This is a genomic window from Enterococcus sp. NPDC086594, from assembly GCF_044746145.1.
Classification (GTDB): domain Bacteria; phylum Bacillota; class Bacilli; order Lactobacillales; family Enterococcaceae; genus Enterococcus_D; species Enterococcus_D entomosocium.
The window spans coordinates 86,306-109,725 of sequence record NZ_JBIVBP010000001.1; the positions used below are offsets into that span (position 1 = coordinate 86,306).

The window sequence follows — 23,420 nt, forward strand, 5'->3', positions numbered from 1 at the left end:
CGGCATTTGCTCCAAAATTTTTTTATTCTTTTGTGGATTCTTGAAAAACCAGCAACGGAAGCTGTCGTTTTTTGTGCATTTGTTGAACCAAATAAATTCCTGCCAGCAAGATGATCGGGAAAATGATCGCACCTAAAATCCCAACCTGCAGCTGTTGTCCCGACCATTCGACGATGCTACCGACGACAGCGGGTCCGATTGAACATCCTAGATCTCCCGCTAATGCCAAATAAGCAAATAGCGCCGTCCCGCCGTTGCGAATGTATTGCGCAGAAAGACTAAAGACCCCCGGCCACATGATCCCTACGGCAAAACCGCTTAAGCCGCAGCCAAGGAACCCGATCAATGGCAATGAAGCAAAGCCGATCATCATATACGCCAGTAGGCAAAGCAAAACACTCAAAAACATAAAGCGTTTCAAATCGATTCGTTCTCCAAATTTGCCGTAAAGCAAGCGGGAGATCCCCATCATCAAGGCAAAAACCATCGGTCCTGCCAAATCGCCTAGTGTCTTACTAACACCTAAGCCCTGTTCAGCAAAGGTTGATGCCCATTGGCTGACTGCTTGTTCGCTGGCTCCAGCACAGACCATCATCACCAGAAACAGCCAAAAGCTTTTCAAGGAAAAGAGCTGCCGAGTGGTCAACCCTCGTTCTCCTTCGGCAACGATTGGCGCCAACGGGACTTTGGTAAAGAAATACAAATTGACCAACGGGATCAGCGCCCAGATGATCGCCAAAATTGGCCACTGTTGAATACCGAATACCATGAAGAACGCCGTTGAGAACAAAACGACCCCCACGTACCCCCAGCAATAAAACGAGTGCAGCATGCTCATCGTTTTTTCCTTATGTTCCGTTGGACAGGCTTCGACGATGGGACTGACTAAGACTTCCAGCAAGCCACCGCCAATGGCATACAACAAAACCGCTGCTAACAATCCGCTAAACGGGGTCGGAAACCATAAGGGAAAAACGGCTAGACCAATCAAGCCGATCGCTGCAAAAAAATGCGCGGCTACGATCGACACTCGATAGCCGATGCGGTCTACAAAAAAGATTGCTGCAAAATCGACGGCTAACTGGGTCAAAAAGTTAAAACTAACCAGCAAAGTAATCTGGCTGATCGGTAGCTGGTATTGGCTTTGAAAGGTCAAAAATAATAAGGGGGCAAAATTATTGATGACGGCTTGAACGATGTACCCTACAAAGCAAGCCGCAATCGTCGAACGATAACTTTTCATTTTCACTTCTCCTTTACTCGTCTTATCAGTATACCAAGTCCAATAAGACAGTAACCATGGAGAAAACACTTTTTTTACCCAGAGAATCTTAAGGAAATCAGGATTTTTCTTCCCTCAGATAATTCCCTTAAATGGAAGCAGCAAAAAAGCTGTCCTTACAGACAGCTTTTCCGACTTATTTTCAAGGCTAGGCGTTTTTCCTTCGGGCAGCGATGGTTTTCATGGTGGCTTCAAAGATTGGGCCAATAAAGACGATACACAAGAGAGTACCTAACCCCACACTGGCGCCTAACGCAAAACCGATCAAGACCATCGCAGCATCCAAGCCGATACGGATCGTTTTTTGGGTCAATTTGCTTCGTTTGTAGATCAAGGCCGTCAAGGCTTCTAACGCCGCTGAACCTTTGTTGGAAGAAACGTAAATGCCGGCGCCGATGCCAAATAAGATCGGTGCAGCGAAAATAGCGATCCACGGGTAGAAAGGCAAATGAATTGATACTTTGTCCATCACTGGTTCAAAGATCCCAATCAACAAGCCTAAGCCGATCCCGTTGATAAAACTGCCAATGCCTAATTCGGCACGATCAAAGACTGCAACGATCAACAAAACAACAATGTTAAAACACAAACTGGCTATCCAAAAGGGGACATCGATAAAATTCAAAATTCCTAACAAAAACGTACTGATCGTATCATATCCTTGATGGGCAGTGATCAATAAGGATATGGCTAACGCAATCAGCCCGGTACCTATCAAAACTTGTGCAAATTTTTTGGTTTCTTTCACAACATCACGCTCTCTTCTTTATTTTTCCTCTCTTAGTTTACCGTGAAAGCGTCACAATTACTATCATTTAATCACAAAAACCGGATTTTTTTTGAAGAAATCTAAATTCAATCAAGGGATTCATAATGCTGTTCATAGGTATCGCGAAACTCTTTGGGGGTCAAGCCATTTAACTTCTTAAACATCTTCGAAAAATAGTTGGTATTGTTGTAACCAATACGATCGCCGATCTCACTGATCGTGGCTTTCGAATGAAGCAGCAGCTGTTGGGCTTGCTTGATGCGCACCAGATTGACGTACTGATTAAAGCTCATTTCCGTTTCTTTCTTAAAGAGTTGCCCCAAATAAACAACGCTAACGTGCAGTTCTTCTGCCGCTGATTTGACCGTCAAATCATGGGTGTAGCCTTCTTCAATCAGCTGGATCGTCTTTTGAACGATCTCTGAATAACGTTTTTGCGGCGGCTGCGATTTGGCCAGCTCCAACACATCATCAAAAAGTTGCCGCAAATCTGCCAATGTATTGGACTCGCGAATCCGTGCCAAAATCTGCTCATGGTTTTCTTGGGAAAGCACCGGCAGTTGCCGATAAATATCATTGAACAACAAAAAAGAAACATAGCGAACATGTTCAGGGTCTGCTTGGGTTTGTTCCAAAATAGCGAACATTTTATCTAGCTCATGTTGGATTGTTTTAACATCCCCGATGGTCAGCGCTTTGTTAAAAGATAGAAACGGTAGTTCTTCGTTTCGCTCTAATATATCCACGTGGATCGTCTGTTCTTGTAAAAACAGATCTGGATAGAAGGCTTGCAACGATTGAACCTGCTTGATTTTCTCATAGGCTTTATACAAATTCTCCCACTCGTTGATGGTTTCGCTCATGATCAACTGCCAGTCTTTACTATCAAGCTGCTGGGCTAGTGCTTTTAAGTCAGCGTTGATTTGCTGTCTTGGTCCGGCTGCGGTAATGATCACTTGGTTTTCATCTAATCGCCCTGGTAAGATCAATGGCTGATCGTGTTGCTGAAAAAACGTCGTGATTTTTTGTAAGATCTCGGCAGTCCCATTGAACTGCAAAACGGTAAAGGGGGCTGCTAGCGGCACCCTCTGTTGCGCCAGCAAATGGAGGTACTCGCTTTCATTCAATTCATCATTCAACCAAAGCAGCAGGCTTGATTCTTGATAAAGTTCTTTTTCTGCCAACAGTTTTTGCTGCTCCTCTAACTCAGCTGCAATCGCTTGAACACTGCTACGCAGTTCTTCTTTGTTAACAGGTTTGACAAGATAATTACGTACACCTAACGCCATGCCTTGTTTGACAAAGGCAAACTCTTGATAACCAGATAGAATGATCGAAAAAAATCGATTCCCAAACGCTTGCGCTTGGCGGATCATATCGATGCCGTTCATTTCTGGCATCCGAATATCCGTGATCAGCAAATCAACGGAATGTTCTTGTAGATACTCTAGGGCCTCACTAGCACTTTTCGCTGTATGCACCACCTCAAAGCCCAGCTCTTGCCAAGGCAAGATCATTTGCAGCCCTTGCAAGATCATATATTCATCATCAACGAACATTGCTTTATACATCTGCCTCATGCCCCCTTTGCAAATTGTTTTCATCTAGACGGATCTTGACCGTAAACCCAGCGGCTGCTTGAGACGTAACGTCCATTTGATAAGCGCCATTGAACATGCCCCGCAACCGTTCGTGAACATTTTTGATCCCGATTGAGGTTTGGGCTCCGATCTCCTGATTTTGCAATTCTTCATGAATCATTTCTAACTGCTGCGGATCTGCGCCTTTGCCGTTGTCTTTGACTTCAATCACGATTTGACCGGCTTCTTTATAAGCTTTGATACTGATGGCGTTATCATTGCGCTGATAATCGATGCCGTGAACAAAATAGTTTTCGACAAGTGGCTGCAGTGTGAACTTCGGCAATTCCAACTGTTCTAATGCCGGATCGATGGTTACATGATAGGCGATCTTATCTGGGTAGCGCATCTGAAACAAGTAGACATATTTTTCACAAAAATCGATTTCTTCTTTTAAGGTCTTCGTCTTTTCTTGCGTCGTGTTGTTCCGCAATAGTGCCGAAAAAGCATAGACGACATCCGCCAGCTCTTCTTGGTTGCGGCTCAAGGCATACATTCGAATGTATTCTAATGTGTTATAGAGAAAATGCGGATTGATCTGGGCTTGCAGCGCCCGCATGTCGGCATCCCGTTGTTTGATCTCTAGCGTGTAAATATCTTTGATGTACTCGTTGATACTGTAGGTCATTTGATTGATGGCTTCTGCGATTTCTTTCAGCTCTTGTTGGACATTGGCGGTATCGATCCGTTTGTCAAAATTCCCTTGGCTGACTTCTTTCGTCGCATAGACGATCTGCTGTACTTGCGATGTATAGCGCTTAAAGGTGCGATGAAGCACCCATAGGACTAATAAGAGAATCCCGATCCCGAAACTAAAGATCCAGATGGCACTAGAAAAAATATCACGCCAGATCACCCTTTTTGACAACAAAACCAGGGACACTTCTCCGCTGACAGTGGTTTGTTTTTTGATATAAAAGTCTTTCGAAAGAGTGTCGTGAATGGTTCCGTGAGCAACCGCCTGATCTATTTTAGCTAAAGTTTCCTTGCTGAGGTTCGTGGCATCCTTGTAAAGGCGCTGACCATTTGAGGTAAACAAAAAACTGTTGATTCCATGAACTTGGTTGTCTTCTTGTCGATTGGCTAAAACATCGTCTGAACGAAAGATCACGTAGACTTGTCCTAAGGGCTGGGCATAATTACTTGGTTGGGCGATCGAACGAACAAAAAACAGACGATTTTTTAAATCAATCTGTTTGCCGCTGTGTTTTTCTCCATAAGGTGTATCCGGCGTTGCCACTAATGTCTCATTGCTTTCATCCAATTGAATGATGATCTCTTCGATACTAGGATGATTACGAATCAAACGATAGAGAATATTGGGCAAGTAAACACTTTGTCCCGTCTGGCGAAAAATATCATTACTATAGGAAAAATAATCTGGCAATGAAAGCTGCAAATAGTTGCGTAATGATTCAAAGGCGGTATCTGAACTAGTAAATTCGCCAAGTACCGTTGAAACAACGGTATTTTGATCTTGCACGTAAGCATCCAGCTGCAAGCTTGTGCTCTCCACTAAACGTTCACTCGTAGTAAAACGATCCGCTCCGGTATAAGCGGTCAGGACCAACATAATAATGATGGAGATGATCACCAAGAGTACACTGTACAGCTGCATCAACTGATTGATCAAAAAATCGTGTTTGAACAAACGAAAACGCCACTTAGTCATGTGCCAAATCCCGATCAATGACGTTTTTTTCCTGACTGATCGCCACATGGCACCATAAAATCAGTAAGCTGAAGGTTCCAAAGAGCAAGAGCCCTTTCATCATCCAAGTAAAAACTAGAATACTAGCGATCCCAACCAGCAATTTTAGAAAGGTCGCCATATGAAGAAACAGACACACAAAAGACAATTTCAGGTTATTCCACAAGGATATCTCATAAGACGTGTCAAAAACCACACTTAACAGGTACAGTAAAACACTCAATCCACTGACAACAACTAAAACAAAAGAGATCATCAACCAAATCAAGCCTTGGATCTGGGTAGCTAAATACAGGTTATACACTAAGAACCCTGTCAGTAGGAAGAACAGATAAAACTGCTTATTGGCCTTGACAAAGACGTTGCGCCAAATGCGCCATGCGCTACGAAAACTTTGATTCTCATAATTTAGTCCATCTTCGTGGATCAAAGCACTGATGGTATGAAACGCTGGACCAATCCCTAAGATTCCCCCACCGGCAAGCGTCAATACGACAAAAAACAAATTCAACTTCACGATCGCCCAAATCAAGCGAAAGCCCTTGACCAACCCGCTATTTGCTGTTTCTTCCATTTAAAATTCCTCCCTTATTTGTTCCCTACCGAAAATGTAGCATGATTTCAGCTTCCTACTCAAGCTACCTGAGAATCTTTTAATGCTATGTACGTTTTAGATGCAACATGCTTGCTGTTTGAACGTTAAAAACAAAAGTAACGTTTTTTATCAAAGATTTTGCTATTTACTTTACAAGAAAAAGCAGCCAAAAGCTAGACGTGGGAACCATTGGTCCTGATGCGTTTAGCCTCCGGCTTGCTTGATCTATTGATTTATGAGAACTACCTGTTGCTTATTCTTGGCTTGCGCGGTACTCATCAAATTGTTTTTGCATTTCATCGCGGACCTTCTCCCAGCCAGCGGTTTTTAATTCTTCGTTTAGTTTCGGAACATTTTCTTCTGGATCGATCGTTCCGGTTGCTAAACTTGCTTTGTAACGGTTCATGACATTGGCGATATTCGTGATTTCTGTTTTCACGTTATCAGTCTTGAAGTTGAACCCTAAGATTGGTGATGCTTCCGCGTTAGCAATGTTTTCATCACGCTCTTTGATCATATCGTCTGTGATGGATTCTTGTGTGTAAAGGATCATGTTGTTTCCAGTGTTCCAAGCAGCCATCCGGGTATTTGGCAAGTAGCCATCAAGGAGACGGATTTTGTTGTCTTGGCCTTCGATTTTTTCCCATGCTTCGCCTTCGACACCCCAAACCAATCCATTCAACAATTCAGGATCGCTGTTCAACAAGCCCAACACTTCCACTGCTTTTTCTTTGTTTTTCGAAACATTCGCTACGACAAAGTTTGCCATTTGCGCTTGTCCGGTTGATTTTAATTGTTTCGTGATTGGACGTGAAACCAATTCATGACCTGCGGCATTGCTTAAGATCGTATCGCCGTAATCCATTGGTCCTTGGGTTTCTTCACGCATGAACCATGTGTTGCCTTCTAATGGGTAACCAGTTGTATTGGTGGCTGCATCGGTTGGGATCAAGCCTTCGTTGTACCATTTGTGCATCAATTTCAAGTTTTCCATTTGTTCATCATCTTCGTATTGATTGATGATCTTCGTTGTATCGCCATCCAATTTGACAGCAAATGGGTAATCTTTCCCAATCACATAATCATAGTTTCCAGAAACATTAAAGGTTTGTCCGATCGCAAACGGTGCGATGTTTGGTTCTTCTTCTTTGAACTTCTTCAACACGTCTTCGGCATCTGCATAAGATTCGATCCCGCTGATATCCAAATCATATTTGTCTAAATATTGTTTATTGAAGGTCAAGACTTGTTGGGCATAAATATTGCCGTTGACTGGAAAGGCATATAATTTTCCGTCGATCGTATTGCCTTTGATATAAGATTCGTCTAATTGATCATACGCTTCTTTGGCATATTTTGGTGCTAACTCCGTCAAATCTGCATACGCGCCTTTTTGCGCATTGGCAACATAGTTTGAGGCAAAAGAAATATCGTAGTTTTCACCCGATGAAATGATGGTGCTCATTTTTTGATCCCAGTCTCCCCAGCCGATGTACTGCAGATCGATGCGAGCGTTGGTTTTATCTTCAATGCGTTTATTAGCGATCTCCATTAATTGATCAAAGTTTTCTGGCTTGTCCCCGACTTGATACATCAATAAAGTCGTTACGCCGTCTGCATTGTTCTCTGAATCGGATGTTGCGCCGTTCGACCCACAGGCAGCCATTCCCAAAGTTGCCGCTGCGGCCATCCCAGCAAAAGCTGTTTTTTTCCACAAATTCATTTTTGTTTCCTCCCTATACTTATTTGATTATTCTTTGACGCCACCAATTGTCAGACCACCGACAAAATACCGTTGGAAGAATGGATAGGTGATCGCAATCGGTAAGGTTGCAACAACAACGATTGCCATGCGAGCAGTTTCGCTTGGCAAAGCGGCCAAACCGCCTTGGATCTGGGCAGCCATGCCGGAGCTTTTGGCTAGATAGTCCAAGTTGCTTTGAATCCGCATCAAAAGTGCTTGTAACGGCACTAAAGAGTCTTTTTGAATATACAACAATGCATTGAACCAGTCGTTCCAATAGCCAAGAGCGGCAAATAGACTGATCGTTGCGATCCCTGGAACCGCTAACGGCAACACGATGGACAGAAAAATCTTCATTTCGCTGGCACCGTCGATCCGCGCAGATTCTATAATACTATCTGGTACCGTCTTTTTAAAGAAGGTCCGCATAACAAGGATATTAAAAGGCCCTAAGGCAAGGGGTAAGATCAATGCCCAAATCGTGTCTTTCAATTGGATCAAGTTGACCATCACTAAGTAATTGGCAACCATCCCTGGCGCAAATAACATGGTGATCAAAGCGAAGATCGTAAAGAACCGACGGAATGGAAAATTTGAGCGAGAGATGACATAGGCATATAGCGAAGTCATCGTTGCATTGACGAAGGTACCAAAAACAGTGATAAAAATAGATACGCCAAATGCTTGGAAAATTTTGCTGCTCATTTGTCCGCTAAACAGGTAGGTATATGCTGCGAACGAAAATTCTTGTGGCCAAAAGCGATAGCCGTTTTCTGCCAAAGAGGTTTCACTGGTCAATGAGATCGCGATCACAAAGAGAAACGGCAAGACACAGGAAATCGCGAACAGACCGATCACGATATTAAAAATCAGGTTGACCGTTGGGTTAAAGGAGCGGATCTCGACTTTCGTTACTTTTTTCTTCATTTATCCATCCTCCTTAGAATAATGCTGAATCTGGTTCTAGTTTACGAACAACCAAATTCGCTGTTAGTAATAATAATGCCCCAACCACTGATTGATAAAGGCCGGCAGCTGCGGTCATCCCGAAGTCGCCTGTGGCAGTCAGTCCATTATAAATGTACGTATCTAAAACGGAGGTGACTTGGTACAACGCCCCAGAGTTTCGTGGGACTTGATAGAAAAGTCCGAAGTCGGCACGGAAGATCCCACCGATGTTCAAAATCAACAAGACGGAAATCATTGGAATCAGTTGTGGCAACGTCACATTTTTAATCTGCTGCCATTTGCTGGCGCCATCGACCATCGCGGCTTCGTAATACGTTTGATCGATCCCGACCACTGACGCATAATAGATGATGCTGTTGTAGCCTAAGCTCTTCCAGACATTCATAAAGACGAAAATAAACGGCCACCATTTCGGATCAGCATACCAGTTGATTCCTTCACCGCCCATACCCGTGATCCATTGGTTGATGATCCCTTTGTCTGGACTCAAAAAGGCATAGACAAAGTACGAAATAACCACCCAAGAAAGGAAGTACGGCAACAGGGACATCGTGTGATAAACTTTTACCAAACGCTTATTGCGTAGCTCACTCATTATAATGGCAAAGGCAATCGCAAAGAATAGGTTGAATGCTAAAAATACGATATTGTAGAGTAACGTATTTCTAGTGATCAGCCAAGCATCATTGGATGCAAATAAAAATTTAAAGTTATCAAAGCCGACCCACGGGCTTTGTTTCAAACTGGCAAAAAAGCCGTCTGGTGAAATGTGGAAATCTTTGAACGCCACCACATTTGCGAATACAGGTATATAGAAAAAAAAGATAAACCAGACAACACCTGGCAAAGCCATCAATATTAACGCTTTGTATTGCCAGACATTCCTCCAAAACCCCTTTTTCTTCACATCTCATCATCTCCTTCATGCTACTAGAATAACGCTTTCATCCCTAAAAAATAAGGAACAAACTAAAGATAAAATGAAACAAATTAAAGGTCTTTGTTTATATTTTGTTTTTATTCTCTAAAAACCAGAAAAACGTCCTACCTTTTGCAAGATAGGACGCTTCATTGATTTGTTTTTTATGAATGTTCAGTCGACAAAGCCGTTTTGCTGAATCACTTCGCGGAACCACTCACCTGACTTTTTGATGGTGCGTTTTTGGGTAGCCAAATCAACGGCAATAAACCCGTAACGATTTTTGAATTCATTCAGCCAAGACCAATTGTCCATGCAGGTCCACATGTGATACCCGCGGCACTGGCTGCCTTCTTGGATCGCTTGGTGTACATACCGCAAATGATCTTTGATAAAGGTGATGCGGTACTCATCTTGGATCTGACCGCTGGCATCGATAAAGCGTGTTTCATCTTCGACTCCCATGCCGTTTTCTGAAATATAACAGGGGATATTGCCGTAGTTGTCTCGTAGGTTGATCAAGGTATCATAAATGCCTCGCTCATAAATCTCCCAGCCTCGATGGGGATTGATTTTCTTTTCTGGCCAATCATAAACATCGAAGTAATCTTCTGGCATTGGAGTGTCCGCTGTTTTGGCAGAACGCTTTTGCTGCACCCGCCGCGGCTGATAATAGTTGACCCCCAAGAGATCGACCGTGTTTTCTTTAATGATCTGCAAATCTTCGGCTCTGGTTTCTGGCATGATCGCCAACTCGTTTAAGACAGAGATCAATTCTTCAGGAAAGGTGCCTTTGACCGCTGGATCTAAGAAGGATCGGTTAAAAAAGGCATCTGCCAGTTGCGCCGCTTGGACATCTTTTTCATCGTTCGGATCTTTCGGATAAGTCGGTGTCAAATTCAAGATGATGCCGATTTCGCCTGGTTGCTGAGACTGACGGAAGCGTTGGATCGCTAAGGCGCTGGCGAGTGCTTCATGGTAGCCAACTTGCACCGCGTGAGCCAAATTGATTTCTGCTGGGTAATGCTGCTGATACAAATACCCCATCTCCACTGGCACGATCGGTTCATTTTGCGTGAACCAACGGCGGACTTGATCACCGAACAATTCAAAACACAAAGCGGCATAATCTGCAAATGCTGTGACAGTCTCGCGATTGAGCCAGCCGCCTTCTTTTTGCAGTGCCATCGGCATATCAAAATGATACAAATTGATGAAGGGCTCGATGCCATGATCGATCAAAGTGGCGAAGTACTCGCGATAAAACGTCACCGCTTGTTGATTGACCGCCCCTCTTCCTTCTGGCAGCAAGCGACTCCACTGGATCGAGGTTCGAAAAGAATTAAAACCGATCTCTTTCATCAGCGCCACATCTTCTGGGTAACGCTGTAGCAGCTGGACGGTATCTTTGGGTCCCCGTTTTTGATAAAAACGTTCTGGCTCCGTTGCGTACCAATAGTCCCAAATCGAATCGCCTTTGCCATCATCGGCCGTTCGTCCTTCAGTTTGCGGACCGCTGGCAGCGGCTCCCCACCAAAAATCTTTAGGAAAATGCAGGTTAGTCATGGGCAGTCACCTGCTCTTTGCCTAACAAGAGACAGCCGATAATGCCACTTTTGTTCGGCAAGCCCCAAGTGACGATGTAGTCTTCCACTGGTGGTGTCTCCATATAGCCTGCCATTTGTTTCAGGAAGGCTTGTTGGATTTGAGCGAGTAAATGCGGCTGATTCATGACCCCACCGCCTAAAATGATTATCTCAGGTGCTAAAGTTAACGTGATATTGACCAGCGCTTGCCCAAGATAAAAGGCCTGCAACCCCCAAATCTCGTGCGCTTGCGGCAAGTCTTGTCCTTTGATCCCCGTACGTCCTTCCAAAGAAGGCCCTGCGGCTAATCCTTCCAAACAGTCGCCGTGATACGGGCATGTACCAGCATACATATCTTCACTGTGGCGTTTGACATAGGTATGACCGATTTCTGGATGACCGATCCCTTCGAAAATCTTTCCTTCACGAACGACCCCGGCGCCAATGCCGGTCCCTACCGTCAAATAGACACAGCTGTCTTTGCCTTGTGCCGCTCCTTGGCGTAATTCTCCATAAGCGGCAGCATTGACATCTGTTGTCCAAGCAAATGCTGTCTCTGGGTAGCGCTTCTTCAACGCACCGAGAAAATCGAACTGCTGCCAGCCCTGTTTCGGCGTGGCTAGTATGTGGCCATAGGTCGCTTGGGTTGGATCGATCCCGATCGGACCAAAGGAACCGACCCCTAATGACACGAGATCGTAGGGATCGAAAAAGGCAAAGATCGCCGCTAACGTTTCCTCTGGCGTTGTCGTTGGGATCGACTCTTGGGCGATGATCGTCAGCTGTTCATCGGCAACGGCACAAATCATTTTTGTGCCGCCGGCTTCAATTCCTCCGTAAACCATCATTTCTCACTCCTTTACTCCAATGGTTCGAATTTCATATGGGTGTAATTGCTCATTGACGGACGATGCTTGTTCTTCCTCTAATAGGTTCAACAGACAGAGTGTCGCCTGCTCTTTTTGCACATGAAAGGCAGTGGCTTGATCCGCCAAATTATAGCCCCGCAAAACGATCTGCTGGTCTTGGCGATTGCGTTTTAAGGCGGTGATAGCTACCGTCGTTCCATGAGCTTCCATGTATTGGTTGCTGCTGGCTAGCTTGCCTTGATGCTTGTCGGTCTGGCTTGCCGTCCAAGGAACTTGGGCAGCTTGTGCTTGGCGATACGTTTCATAACGTTCTTCAGGAGCCCCATGACAGGCTACGCCATATTCAAAGGTGTGGCTGCCTAAGCATTGCGCTTCTGGTGTTGGGAAGTAGCCCCAATCGCCTAGCTCTCCCGTACAGCGCAACAAGGTCAAGCAGATCTGATCCTTCACGATTTCATATTCGTTCAAACCAAAATTAGAAACCGTCATGCCGCCTGTTTCATCATGCAAGTTGACAAAGGCGTGTTGATGCTGCGGATTCGTTGGGTTTTCCCAATGACTGGAAACCTGATTCGGCCGTTTTACGACTTCATAAATGCTGTCAGCTTCATGGAAATCCGTGATGATCCCTGTTGGGAATAAAACCCGCAGTCGGTGATCTTTGCTTTGGTTGTTGACGGTGGTTTTAAATGCCAGGCGGTTGCTGGTTCGTTCTAAGCGAATCTCCGTCTCGATCTTGAAAGCAACCAATTCTTGACTCCGCTGTGCTTTACGGAAACGGAAATCGACGACAGCTTTTTGTTCTTCTAACAAACGGTCATCTGCTGAAACAGGAATCTGTAATTCTTGTGTCAGTCGCACAATTCCCACCAGCGGATCGTTTTGTTCGATCGTCACCTGATGCGGAAATTGCGTCGATAAGATTGCTTGATCCCCTTCTGGTTGTTTGAAGATGTACTCATTGGCGATATCCCCCACATCCTCGAAAACCAGTAAATTGCGATACGTTTTTTGGGTTGCTTTGTCTGTAATCGTCAAGCTGCCGTTTTCAGTAATGACGGCTTCCAAATGTGCGTTGGCAAGTTTACGCCCTCCTTCTGAAACGATCGGTGCGCTCTCTACTGGCGTAGCGGCTTTTTCCACTAGGGCAAAGGTCTGCCATGAAAATTCCGGCAACTGGTTTGCTTCTACTTGAACCGTGACAAAGCGTTTCATGAAAGGAATCCGAAAGGCATCTTTAGGCAATTCATAGTCAAAAAGGACCTCTTCTTCACTGATGATCGCAGCAACAGGTTTCCCCTGTTCATCGATCACCGAATAAGAACCTTTTGGCTTCGCCAATAATTCGTGGTAAAGCTTGCTTGGCAATCCTTCACGGAATGTTTTACGCTCAAGTTCGATCACGACTTCCACTAAACCAGAACAGGTGCTGCCAGTGGTGTTGAAGACCACAAAGGGACGACTCTCCTCAGGAAACCTGCTCGTGTCGATGGCGGCTACTAAATTGCGTAACGCTTCATCTGCCACGAACTTACCAATTTCATTGGCTTTTTCAAAGCGCGGCATCATTTCTCGGTGTACTTCGTCCACTGAACAGCCGCAGATACTGTCGTGAGGATGATTTTGCATCAGTGTTTTCCACGCATGATCCAACATATCGTGAGGATAGCTGCCGCTTGCTTCATAAGCCATAGTTGCTAATGGTTCAGCGACATTTTCTAATTGGCGGGAAACCTTTGTATTCCATTGTTTCAGATAGACTCGGGAAGAGGCGGTATTGGCTAGAGTATACCAACCATCGGTTTCTTGACTGGTCAATTCACCTGTGACAGTTCCTAGGTCATCTGGCAGATCTGCTTGCACCGCTTCAAGGTATTCGGTAAAGCTGGCGTGTTTGAATTCATACTCTGGGAAAAGCTCGTTAGCTGTACGAATCGCTGCCGAAATGTCTTTTTGGACAGGTTGATGATCGACCCCATTCATCATTAAGTAATGATTGGTGGCACCAAATTTCTCTACATCTTGCAGTTTTTGTGTCCAAAAAGCTTTGGCTTCTGCTTTATCCACTGGAATCTCATTGCCATTGGAGTACCAGTTGGCAAAAAGTAGACCAAAGATTTGACTGCCATCTGGACCTTCCCAATGCATTTCAGAATATTGGGAAGTAAATTGATCATCGGGTAAAACTTCGTTGTCAAAGCCGATTGGTTTGACGCCACGCCCAAATGCAGCACTTTCAAGATTGGCTTGCAGCATCATTTGCGGGGTTTGCCCCATATTGCCGAAAGTATCTGGGAAATACCCCAACATAACAGGGGTGCCCCACTTTTTGCTTTCTGCCATTCCAATCAGCATATTACGGGTGTTTGATTCAGCACTGATCAAAAAGTCATCTTGCAAAATATAAAACGGACCGATCTGTAATTTCCCTTGTTTGATGGCCGCTTTGACCGCTTCGCGTTTTTCAGGTCGCACTTCTAAATAGTCATCCAAGATGATCGTCTGCCCATCTAGATGGAAGCTGTGGAACTCAGGGTCATTTTCAATTAACTCTAAAAGATCATCCATCAATTCAACTAGCCGCATGTGATGCTGTTCGTAAGGCATGTACCATTCCCGATCCCAGTGGCTGTGAGAGATGATATAAACTTGTTTCTTCATTGATTTTTACTCCTCGCTGTTTGCGTCGTTGGACTGCTTTTTGTGTCACTCGAACGGTCGTGGGTCGTGCTGCTTATTTTTCCACTCGGATATCGAAATAATCCATGACCAATTCACAAAACATCATGTTCGCCCAAGAGAACCATTCTCTCGTGTATTGCGAAGGATCATCGACATCGAACCCTTCATGCATCAAATTTGTACCCGCATCTGTCGCCACTAACTGATCCAAAATTCGTTTCTTTTCTTCTTTGTCAGTGGTGGTCATGCCTTCCATTGCCATGGCGATCGGCCACACATAATTTTCTGGCGTATGAGAGCTGCCAATGCCTTTAGCGTATTTGCCTTCATAGAAATACGGATTTTCACTGCTTAACAACGTTTTACGGGTCTGAAGATAAAGGGGATCTTCCATACTGCCATACCCCAAGTAAGGGGCGGCGATCAAATTCGGCACGTTGCTGTCATCCATCAGTGTGCCATTGCCGAATCCATCCACTTCATACGCGTAGACTTCTTCGCCAGCTTGATTTTTGGTCAACCCGTATGCTTTAATCCCTGCTTCGATCTCTGCTTGCAATTTTTTCGCTTGTGCCACGATCGCTGTGTCTTTTAAAACCGTCGTAAAGATTTCTTGGATATAGCCTAAGACCACCACCGCAAACATATTGGAGGGAATCAAATAGCCGTATTTGCAGGCATCATCACTTGGTCGAAAACCTGACCAAGTCAAGCCAACGGGTTTCACCGGCGCGCCTTTGCCGTCATGAGTCAAGGTATCTTCTTTTCGCCAGGTATCCCGTTCAAAGCGATACGGGGATTCCTCATGGTTTTGTTCTGTTACAAACACCTCCAAGGCTTTTTTGATGCCTGTTACAAAATCATCATTGAACTGATCTGTTCTGCCTGTGTTTTTATATAGCAGATAGGCCAGTTGGATCGGATAACACAAAGAATCGATCTCATATTTGCGTTCCCAGATCCAATCGTTCATTTCTGTATCGTCTGTTTGGTGGCCAGCGCCATTGGCTGATTCGTTAAAGGCATTTGCGTAAGGATCGATCGTAATATAGTAGAATTGCTTCTTGACCAACCCGCTGATCATACTTGCTAAGTCTTCATCTTCTTTGGCGATCACTAAATACGGACGAACTTGCGCAGTGGAATCTCGCAGCCACATGGCTGGAATATCCCCCGTCAGTAAAAAGGTCGTGCCATCCTCATGACGCTTGACCGTCGTTAATAGTGTATTGGCAAAAGCTGCATTAAAATTTTTCGCCCAATCGGCATGCGTTTCTCCGCATAGATCCGTAATCGTTTCCATAAATGTTGCTACTGAAGTTGGTATTTCTTTATAAACCATTCCATCACCTTCCCTGATTTGATATATCAATTTACGAACCTAGTATATCATGAATCATGTGAATGTCTAGCGCTTTTTCAAAATAATTAAAGGGTTTTCATTTTTATCGGTTTATGGTATGCTAACAAATATGATATATCAAGAGGGGTTTTCTTATGAAACAACCATTATATAAAAAAATTTACGCGGAGCTTCACGAAGCCATCGTTGAAGGGCGATTAGCTCCGGGCAGTCGTGTCCCTACTGAAAAAGAACTATCTGAACAATACCAAGTCAGTCGGATCACCTCTAAAAGAGCCTTGACGGAACTGGAACAAAATCAGCTGATCTATCGCGTGCAAGGCAGCGGCAGCTTTGTCCGAGAATTGAAGGAAAAAAAAGCGACTGGACGAATTTTGTTTGTCTTGCCCTTTGCCAATGATCTCTCTTTAGGAAACTTTACCGAAGGCATTTACCCCGTGATGCAAGAACACGGCTTTGAACTTTTGATGACACCAGTGGATTATTTGGAAAAAACGACGGCAGCTGAGCTGATGCAAGAATTCGACGGCCTGATCTATTACGCCAGCAATACGTTTTCTTACTATGACTTGCTGTTCGAATGTGCTGAAAAACACTTTCCTATCGTGACCTTAGATAAAAAGCTGCATGAGTTTGATTTTCCAGCGGTCATGCCAGATAACTTTCAAGGTGGACAGCTAGCTACGGAGCATTTACTTGCGTTGGGGCATCAACGGATCGCTTATATTTTTGGTGATACCCACCATCCACAATCCGTCCGTCAGCGTTATCTAGGTTACATCGATGCGCTGAAAAAAAACCAAAGAACCTTTCGCACCAAGCTAGACGACGCTACTGCCAGTATCGCAAATGCGCTTGCCTACCTGGAAGAACATCAGGTCACGGCAGCCGTCTGTGAAAATGACTTGATCGCCATCGAATTGATGCGTGCACTGCGTCAAGCAGATTTGCACGTCCCTGCCAACATTTCCCTGGTTGGTTTCGATAATATCCAAGCCGCTGCCCTCGTTGATCCAGCACTAACGACCATCGGGCAGAATTTTGCGGAGATGGGGCGCTTGGCAGGAAACCAAGTGATTGAGAAAATCAACGCTGCGAAGGCAGCACCCCCAGTACCAACGGAGACGACCACCCATTTAGTGGCTGTTTCTTTGATCAAAAGAGAATCAACCCAATTAAAGGAGTGAACCAAGTGAACGTATCAATGATCGACACACGACACGGAACAGACAACCAATATAGTTTTTCCCATGGCAACTGCCTGCCTTATACAGGGGTTCCTTTTGGCATGAACTACTTTGCCCCGCAAACCAGCGATCAACGAGGCAGTTGGTGGTTTCATCCAGAAGATCGAACCTTTCAGGGCTTTCGCATCACCCATCAGCCTAGCCCTTGGATGGGTGATTTCAGCCATCTGACGATGCTGCCGATAAACGGCACGCTTTCTGAAAATACCCTTTTCCATGCGCAAAGCTCGTATCGTCCGGAAGAAAGCACCTTTAATCCAGCCTTTCTTAAAATCAAGACGCAGCGGTATTTAACAACAACGACGTTGATTCCCAGTATGTATGGCGGTGTGCTGTCTATTGAAAACTGCGGGGATCAGCCGGGTCTTGGCTTGTCACTGCCGGGTGACTATGTCTTAGAACAGTTGGATGAACAGACAGTGGCTGGTCAACTGATCGTATTTTCAGGATGCGAAGACGAAAGCTTCACCATCCATTTCGTCTATCGTTTTGAAACACCCATCACGGCGATCGAAGGTGCCTTGACAGGCAAAGAAGCCTTCGTCGTTCTCCGCTTTGATGATTGCCAAACACAGACGATCCGTTTTGCAACCTCGTTTCTCAGTCGCGAACAAGCTTGTTTGAACTTGCAGCGGGAACAGCAATGGGCTCCTGCCGATTATCTGGCTTCTGTCCAACAGCAATGGAATCATTTTTTGCAAAAAATCGAGATCGAGCATCACGATCAAGCACAAGTTTCTACTTTTTATCATAATTTTTATCGCTTATTCTTGTTTCCTCAAACCTTCTTCGAAATCGATCAAGAGGGTTGCAAAGTGCACTGGGATACCTTGGCAAAAGCGATCAAACCAGGACCACTGTACACAAACAACGGCTTTTGGGATACGTATAAAACTGTCTACCCGCTCTTTTCACTCTTGGCTGTCGAACAATTGGAAGACATGCTGGAAGGCTTTTTGAACAGTTATCGCGAAAGCGGCTTTTTACCAAAATGGCTATCACCTGATGAGCGGGGGTTGATGCCCGGGACGCTGATCGATGCCGTGATCGCTGATGCCGCAGTAAAAGGTATCCGTCCCGATTTGATGCCCAAATTTTTAGCAGCGATGAAAAAAGGTGCCACCGTCCAAAGTGAAAATCCCAATTATGGTCGGCGCGGCACGACGGACTATTTGACTTACGGGTATGTGCCATTGACGCATCATGAATCGGTCAATCACACCCTTGATTATTGTTACAGTGATTTTTGTATCTCACAAGTCGCGCAACAGCTGGGTGACGAGCAAGCAGACTATTATCAGCAGCAATCGCAAAATTACCGCAACATTTTCGATCAGGAGACCGGCTTTATGCGGGCAAAAGACCCAGATGGCGCTTTTCGTCCAGAGTTTAGTGACACACGCTGGGGCTTGGATTATGCAGAAGGCAGTGCGTGGCAAAGTAGTTTTGCTGTTTACCATGATTTCGCTGGCTTGATCACTGCACACGGCGGCAAAGCGGCCTTTGAAGCAAAACTGATTGACTTGTGCAATCAAGAACCTCGCTATACGACAGAAGGTTACGGGTTCGAGATCCATGAAATGAGTGAGATGGCCGCACTCGATTTTGGTCAGCTGGCGATCTCCAATCAGCCAAGCTTCCACTATCCGTATCTATTCAGCTATTTGGGCAAACCAGAAATGGCACAGCCCTTGATCAAGCAGCTACTGACACAGTGCTTCAATGACTCACCAAAAGGCTTTCCTGGCGATGAAGACAACGGCAGCATGGCTGGTTGGTACATCTTCAATGCCTTGGGCTTTTATCCAGTCACACCGGGGACAGGCGAATATGTCATTGGCATGCCCTTATTTGATCAAGCAACACTGCATCTTGCTTCAGGCAAAGACTTAGTGATCAAGAGCACGCCCAATGCGCCGCAACAGCTCTTCGTGGATAAAATTACATTGAACGAAGAACCCTTCGAGCGATTATTTTTCACCCACCAAGAATTGACTGCCGGTGGTACATTGAACTTCCAGCTAGGTATCGTCCCTCGCAGCAAAGAGTGGTCAGCCGATGCCTATCCTTATAGCGTCAGTCAACCACATGCATAACGAAAAAACCGCTCCTTAGCAACAGGCAGCAGTCTACTTTCAGTCAATTGAAAGTGCACGCTGTCCCTGCCAGGGAGCGATTTTTTTATTGTTTCATTTGTAGCGGTAACAGACGTTCGATAGTTTTCAGCACGCCATTTTCATCGTTTGATTTGGTCACAAACGCTGCCGCTGCCTTGACTTCCTCAAAGGCATTGCTCATGGCGAAACTAAACGTGCCAGCTGCCATCAACTCCAAATCGTTCAAGCCATCGCCGAAAACCATTGTCTCCTCGGGTGTGACGTGCAGCAATTCTTGCAAGTGTGCCACAGTCGTTCCTTTGTGGACGCCTTGATTGGTGATATCGATCCAAGCGGCTTCCGAAGCCACGATGTACGCTTCATTGGTAAATTCGCTTAACTGTTGGACATGCTCAAAACAACGTAGTTTGGGATCAAAAATAGTGAGCTTCACAAAATCTTCTGTGATAGTTTGATAATCCGCCACCGTTTTGACCACCCGATAAGAGCCACGCACTTTCTGCGCATCCGCTTCATTGGTTGTGTCAGCAATGTACGCCGCAGTCGGTGTACAAGCGATGATCACATGATCTTGCGCAATCGCAGCGAGCTTCGCAATGATCCGCCGCCCTAATTCGTTTGGCAGCAGCGATTCAAAGATGTACTCTCCTTGATGTTTGATGCGGGTCGCGCTATCCCCAAGAATCCAAACATCCGCTGCTGCTTCACCAAACAGTTCTTCCACTCGTTCACACTGTTTGCCGGTACACGCAGCAAAAGCAACACCCGCTTCTTTCATTTGTTGGCTGACTTGTTCATAATAAGGCCGATCAAAACTGCCTTGGCTGTTCAAAAATGTACCGTCTAAATCTGTGATGACTAATTTGATCATACGTTTCTCTTCCCCTCTACCTCGTGTCCTCTTCATTCCAAATCACTTAATTAACGTTATTAATTAAGTATACTTATTTTCAAGTTTTCCGTCAAGTCAGTCTTTTAAAAACTTTACATCGTTTCATCCCGTCGGTATACTTAATTAAATCACTTCATTAAGGAGAACATTTATGGCTTCTACCACCCATACCATTCGCCAGCAAAACAAACAGCTGGTTTTAAAAACTTTGTTTCAAAACGGGGCATTATTCGCCTCCGATTTAGTGAAGAAAACCGGCATCAGCATGGTCACCACTAACTCATTATTAAAAGAATTGTTAACAGAGGGGGAAATCACGAAAGGTCCGCTGGAGCAAAAAGAGCTAGGACGACCAGCAGTGACCTATCAGCTAAATCAAGACCGAGGTCATTCTCTTTTGCTTAGCTTTATCGATCACGATGGCTCCTTGGCTCTTTGGTCCATGCTGATCGACCGCAAGGGGAAGGTTTTGGCAAAACACGACCAGCCCTTTCCTGATGTTGCCCCTCATCGCTTTCAAGAATGTGTAACGAACGAGCTGGCATTATTTCCTTCTGTGGAACAGATCGCCCTCTTTTTACCAGGAAAAATCAGTGGAGGAACCGTGACTTCCAGCTGGTATGAAAAATTTAACGGCTGGCAGCTGGCAGCCCTCGTGGCAGAGGTCACTGCACTGCCCTTCTACTGTCAAAACGATGCCCATATTTTAACGATCGGCTATTGCATCGCCCAACAGATCTCCTTGCAGCAAACCATCGTTGGCATGTACAATCCTGAAAAAAGCATGCCCGGTATCACGCTCCTAGTCAATGGTGCGCTTTTAGAAGGAAAAGATGCCCTAGCGGGAGAGGCAAAATTTTTACCCGGCTACTTGGATCAAGGTGCACCGCAAGACCGCACGGCTTTGGTCCAGCGCCTGACAAGCATACTGCCATTTTACAATGCAGCTTTTGCCCCCCACTGTATCATTTTAGCCAGCAGTGATGCAGTAAAAACCGATCTCCTAGACGCGATCAAAAAAAATCCATTGCTGCAGCAACAACCCAATCAGCCCGCTTTCCATTATATCGATGCTATCGATGAAGCCATGGTGCTAGGCATGCACTGGCTGATTTTCCGCAAGACACCTTTTGACTTAGCCCGTTGATGACACAAAGACCATAGAATAATTGAGGTGGTGTGATATGAAAATAGCGATCATTGGTGCTGGTCCTCGTGGACTTTCACTTTCAGAACGGCTGATTGCTCATAGCAAACAAAACAAACAAGCCATCGACTTGCTGCTGTTTGATCCTTTTCTTCCTGGGGCAGTTTGGCGCACGGACCAATCGGCAGATTTGCTATTGAATTCTGTGACCAGCCAAGTCACCCTTTTCACGGATGACACATTAAGCACCGGCGGCCCCGTGGTCAAAGGACCTACCTTGTACGAATGGGCAGTGACAGAAGGGAAACATTTCGCAGCCATCCATGCCCCTGAGCTCGTTGCGGAATGCACAGCACTTGATTCACTTGATCCTAACGGGCATTGCTCGCGGGCGTTATATGGACTCTATCAACAGTGGTTTTATCAGCAGTTGTTAATAGAGCTACCTGAATCCATTACCGTCAACCATCTGTCAGATAGTGTCAGCTCTTTGACCCCTCTTTCCAAAAATCGCTACCAGTTGACGACGGCTCACCAAACATTCCTTGTTGATGCCGTCGTCTTAGCTACAGGACATTCACAAGCCCAACTGTCATCAGGGGAACAACAATTGGCGGCTGCCGCAGAAAATAATGGCTGGTTTTATGCACCGCCAGCCAATGCGGCAGATACGGATCTAACGGCTGTGAAAGCTGGCGAACCTGTGATTTTACGGGGACTAGGACTTGCCTTTTACGATTACGTCACCCGCTTGACCAGTGGTCGGGGCGGAACCTTCGTCAAAGTCAATGAATCCCTCGTCTATCAACCTTCTGGTGAAGAACCGCAAATCATCGCCGGTTCTCGTCGGGGTGTCCCGTATCATCCTCGTGGCCGCAATCAAAAAACACCAACGCAGCAGCGAAAGCCCGTTTTTTTGACCCCTGAACGCCTAGCTGCTTGGCAAGCAGCCAAAACGGTTGCTGGCAAGACACTGCTCTTCTATTTAAAGAAAGAGGCAGAACTCGTCTATTATCAGACGCTGCTTTTAGAAAAACAGCGGCTTGACAAAGATCAGCTTGACGCTTTTACCACCGCCTTTGTTGCCACGGAAGGATCTGAAGACTTGCTAAAAAAATGGCAGCTTCCTAAGAGGGAATGGTGGTCATGGCACCAACTAGCCGATCCCTTTGCTCAGAAAGAGCAGCAGTCCTTGCAAGACTTTTTCATTGCGCTATTACGTACCCAAATCCAAGATGCCGAAAAAGGCAATCTAGCGGGACCTATCAGCAGTGCCTTGGAAGTCTTCAAAGATCTGCGTGACCCGATTCGGTTTGTTCTCGATCATCAGCTAATGCCAGCAAAAGACCTGAAAACACTCTTTTGGCAGTCTTTCGTTCCCTTTAACAGCTTTTTATCGATCGGTCCGCCGGTTCAACGACTGCAGGAACTGGTCGCCTTGTTGGAAGCCGGAGTGGTGACCTTACTAGGTCCTGACATGACTGTTGAGATCGAGGAGGCTTATTGTACGTATTCAAAGCGATTTCCCGACACACGCTATCACGCGACGCAACTAATTGAGGCTCGCATTCCATCGACAGCGATTCGTCGAACCAACAATTCCTTGTTGCGGCAACTGCTAAACGATCGGATCATTCACCCGCACCGGTTGACGATACCCAATGAGGTGCCTTTTGAGACGGGTGCTATCGCCATCGATCCTGAGACCAATCAGGTCCTTGGACCAGATGAACGCCCCTACACTGCCCTCTATTGTTTCGGGATTCCCACAGAAGGCATCCACTGGTTGACGGCTGCCACTGCTCAGCCAGGAACCGATGCTTGGAATTTACGGCAGGCGGACCAGATCGCCGCTGACCTCTTACACCACATCTTCTAGTCGCTTCTT

At 45.5% G+C, this 23,420-nt stretch carries 17 protein-coding genes; 4 read left to right on the forward strand and 13 right to left on the reverse strand.

The window, feature by feature from the left end; translation table 11 throughout:
- Positions 1 to 22: 22 nt before the first annotated feature.
- From ACIPK1_RS00420 to ACIPK1_RS00475, 12 genes are all read right to left on the reverse strand, one after another.
- The gene (locus tag ACIPK1_RS00420; RefSeq protein WP_400449656.1) at positions 23 to 1,243 is read right to left on the reverse strand and encodes an MFS transporter; all 1,221 of its coding nucleotides are present in this window, start codon (positions 1,241 to 1,243) and stop codon (positions 23 to 25) included.
- A gap of 187 nt (positions 1,244 to 1,430) precedes the next feature.
- The gene (locus ACIPK1_RS00425) at positions 1,431 to 2,030 is read right to left on the reverse strand and encodes a YitT family protein (RefSeq protein WP_005234774.1); all 600 of its coding nucleotides are present in this window, start codon (positions 2,028 to 2,030) and stop codon (positions 1,431 to 1,433) included.
- 107 nt (positions 2,031 to 2,137) lie between these two features.
- Positions 2,138 to 3,622, reverse strand: a complete 1,485-nt coding sequence (locus tag ACIPK1_RS00430; protein WP_400449658.1) for a response regulator — start codon at positions 3,620 to 3,622, stop codon at positions 2,138 to 2,140.
- Positions 3,615 to 5,363 (reverse strand): sensor histidine kinase, encoded by a 1,749-nt coding sequence (locus ACIPK1_RS00435; protein ID WP_400449660.1) that lies wholly within the window; start codon positions 5,361 to 5,363, stop codon positions 3,615 to 3,617. The genes ACIPK1_RS00430 and ACIPK1_RS00435 overlap by 8 nt, the downstream gene beginning before the upstream one ends.
- Positions 5,356 to 5,976 (reverse strand): DUF624 domain-containing protein, encoded by a 621-nt coding sequence (locus tag ACIPK1_RS00440; RefSeq protein ID WP_008378954.1) that lies wholly within the window; start codon positions 5,974 to 5,976, stop codon positions 5,356 to 5,358. Before ACIPK1_RS00440 ends, ACIPK1_RS00435 begins: the two co-directional genes overlap by 8 nt.
- A gap of 274 nt (positions 5,977 to 6,250) precedes the next feature.
- Positions 6,251 to 7,720, reverse strand: coding sequence for an ABC transporter substrate-binding protein (locus ACIPK1_RS00445; RefSeq protein WP_400449661.1), 1,470 nt, complete (start codon positions 7,718 to 7,720; stop codon positions 6,251 to 6,253).
- Between the two features lie 27 nt (positions 7,721 to 7,747).
- A complete protein-coding gene (locus ACIPK1_RS00450; RefSeq protein WP_005225516.1) occupies positions 7,748 to 8,668 on the reverse strand; it encodes a carbohydrate ABC transporter permease in 921 nt (306 codons plus the stop codon).
- A gap of 13 nt (positions 8,669 to 8,681) precedes the next feature.
- Positions 8,682 to 9,563: a sugar ABC transporter permease gene (locus tag ACIPK1_RS00455; RefSeq protein WP_086294872.1), complete on the reverse strand. Its 882-nt coding sequence runs from the start codon at positions 9,561 to 9,563 to the stop codon at positions 8,682 to 8,684.
- A gap of 240 nt (positions 9,564 to 9,803) precedes the next feature.
- Positions 9,804 to 11,195, reverse strand: coding sequence for a glycoside hydrolase family 1 protein (locus ACIPK1_RS00460; RefSeq protein ID WP_400449663.1), 1,392 nt, complete (start codon positions 11,193 to 11,195; stop codon positions 9,804 to 9,806).
- Positions 11,188 to 12,063 carry an ROK family protein gene (locus ACIPK1_RS00465; protein ID WP_005234751.1) on the reverse strand — a complete coding sequence of 292 codons (876 nt, stop codon included), beginning with the start codon at positions 12,061 to 12,063 and terminating at the stop codon, positions 11,188 to 11,190. Before ACIPK1_RS00465 ends, ACIPK1_RS00460 begins: the two co-directional genes overlap by 8 nt.
- A gap of 3 nt (positions 12,064 to 12,066) precedes the next feature.
- Complete coding sequence (locus ACIPK1_RS00470) at positions 12,067 to 14,745, reverse strand: alpha-mannosidase (protein ID WP_400449665.1); 2,679 nt, start codon at positions 14,743 to 14,745, stop codon at positions 12,067 to 12,069.
- Between the two features lie 73 nt (positions 14,746 to 14,818).
- Positions 14,819 to 16,108, reverse strand: a complete 1,290-nt coding sequence (locus ACIPK1_RS00475; protein ID WP_400449667.1) for a glycoside hydrolase family 125 protein — start codon at positions 16,106 to 16,108, stop codon at positions 14,819 to 14,821.
- A 155-nt stretch (positions 16,109 to 16,263) separates the two neighbouring features.
- On the opposite strand from ACIPK1_RS00475, the gene ACIPK1_RS00480 reads away from it, so the two are divergent.
- Entirely contained in the window at positions 16,264 to 17,316 is a 1,053-nt protein-coding gene (locus ACIPK1_RS00480; protein ID WP_400449669.1) for a GntR family transcriptional regulator, read from the forward strand.
- 5 nt (positions 17,317 to 17,321) lie between these two features.
- Positions 17,322 to 19,472, forward strand: a complete 2,151-nt coding sequence (locus tag ACIPK1_RS00485; RefSeq protein WP_087664951.1) for a GH92 family glycosyl hydrolase — start codon at positions 17,322 to 17,324, stop codon at positions 19,470 to 19,472.
- Between the two features lie 85 nt (positions 19,473 to 19,557).
- On the opposite strand, the gene ACIPK1_RS00490 is transcribed toward ACIPK1_RS00485, so the two are convergent.
- On the reverse strand, positions 19,558 to 20,364 hold the full coding sequence (locus ACIPK1_RS00490; protein WP_042890481.1) for a Cof-type HAD-IIB family hydrolase: 807 nt from the start codon (positions 20,362 to 20,364) through the stop codon (positions 19,558 to 19,560).
- Between the two features lie 172 nt (positions 20,365 to 20,536).
- Between ACIPK1_RS00490 and ACIPK1_RS00495 the strand changes: the two genes are divergently transcribed.
- Together ACIPK1_RS00495 and ACIPK1_RS00500 are read left to right on the forward strand one after the other, a co-directional pair.
- A complete protein-coding gene (locus ACIPK1_RS00495) occupies positions 20,537 to 21,532 on the forward strand; it encodes an ROK family protein (protein WP_400449673.1) in 996 nt (331 codons plus the stop codon).
- Positions 21,533 to 21,569: 37 nt separating this feature from the next.
- A complete protein-coding gene (locus tag ACIPK1_RS00500; RefSeq protein ID WP_400449675.1) occupies positions 21,570 to 23,411 on the forward strand; it encodes an FAD/NAD(P)-binding protein in 1,842 nt (613 codons plus the stop codon).
- Positions 23,412 to 23,420 lie beyond the last annotated feature (9 nt).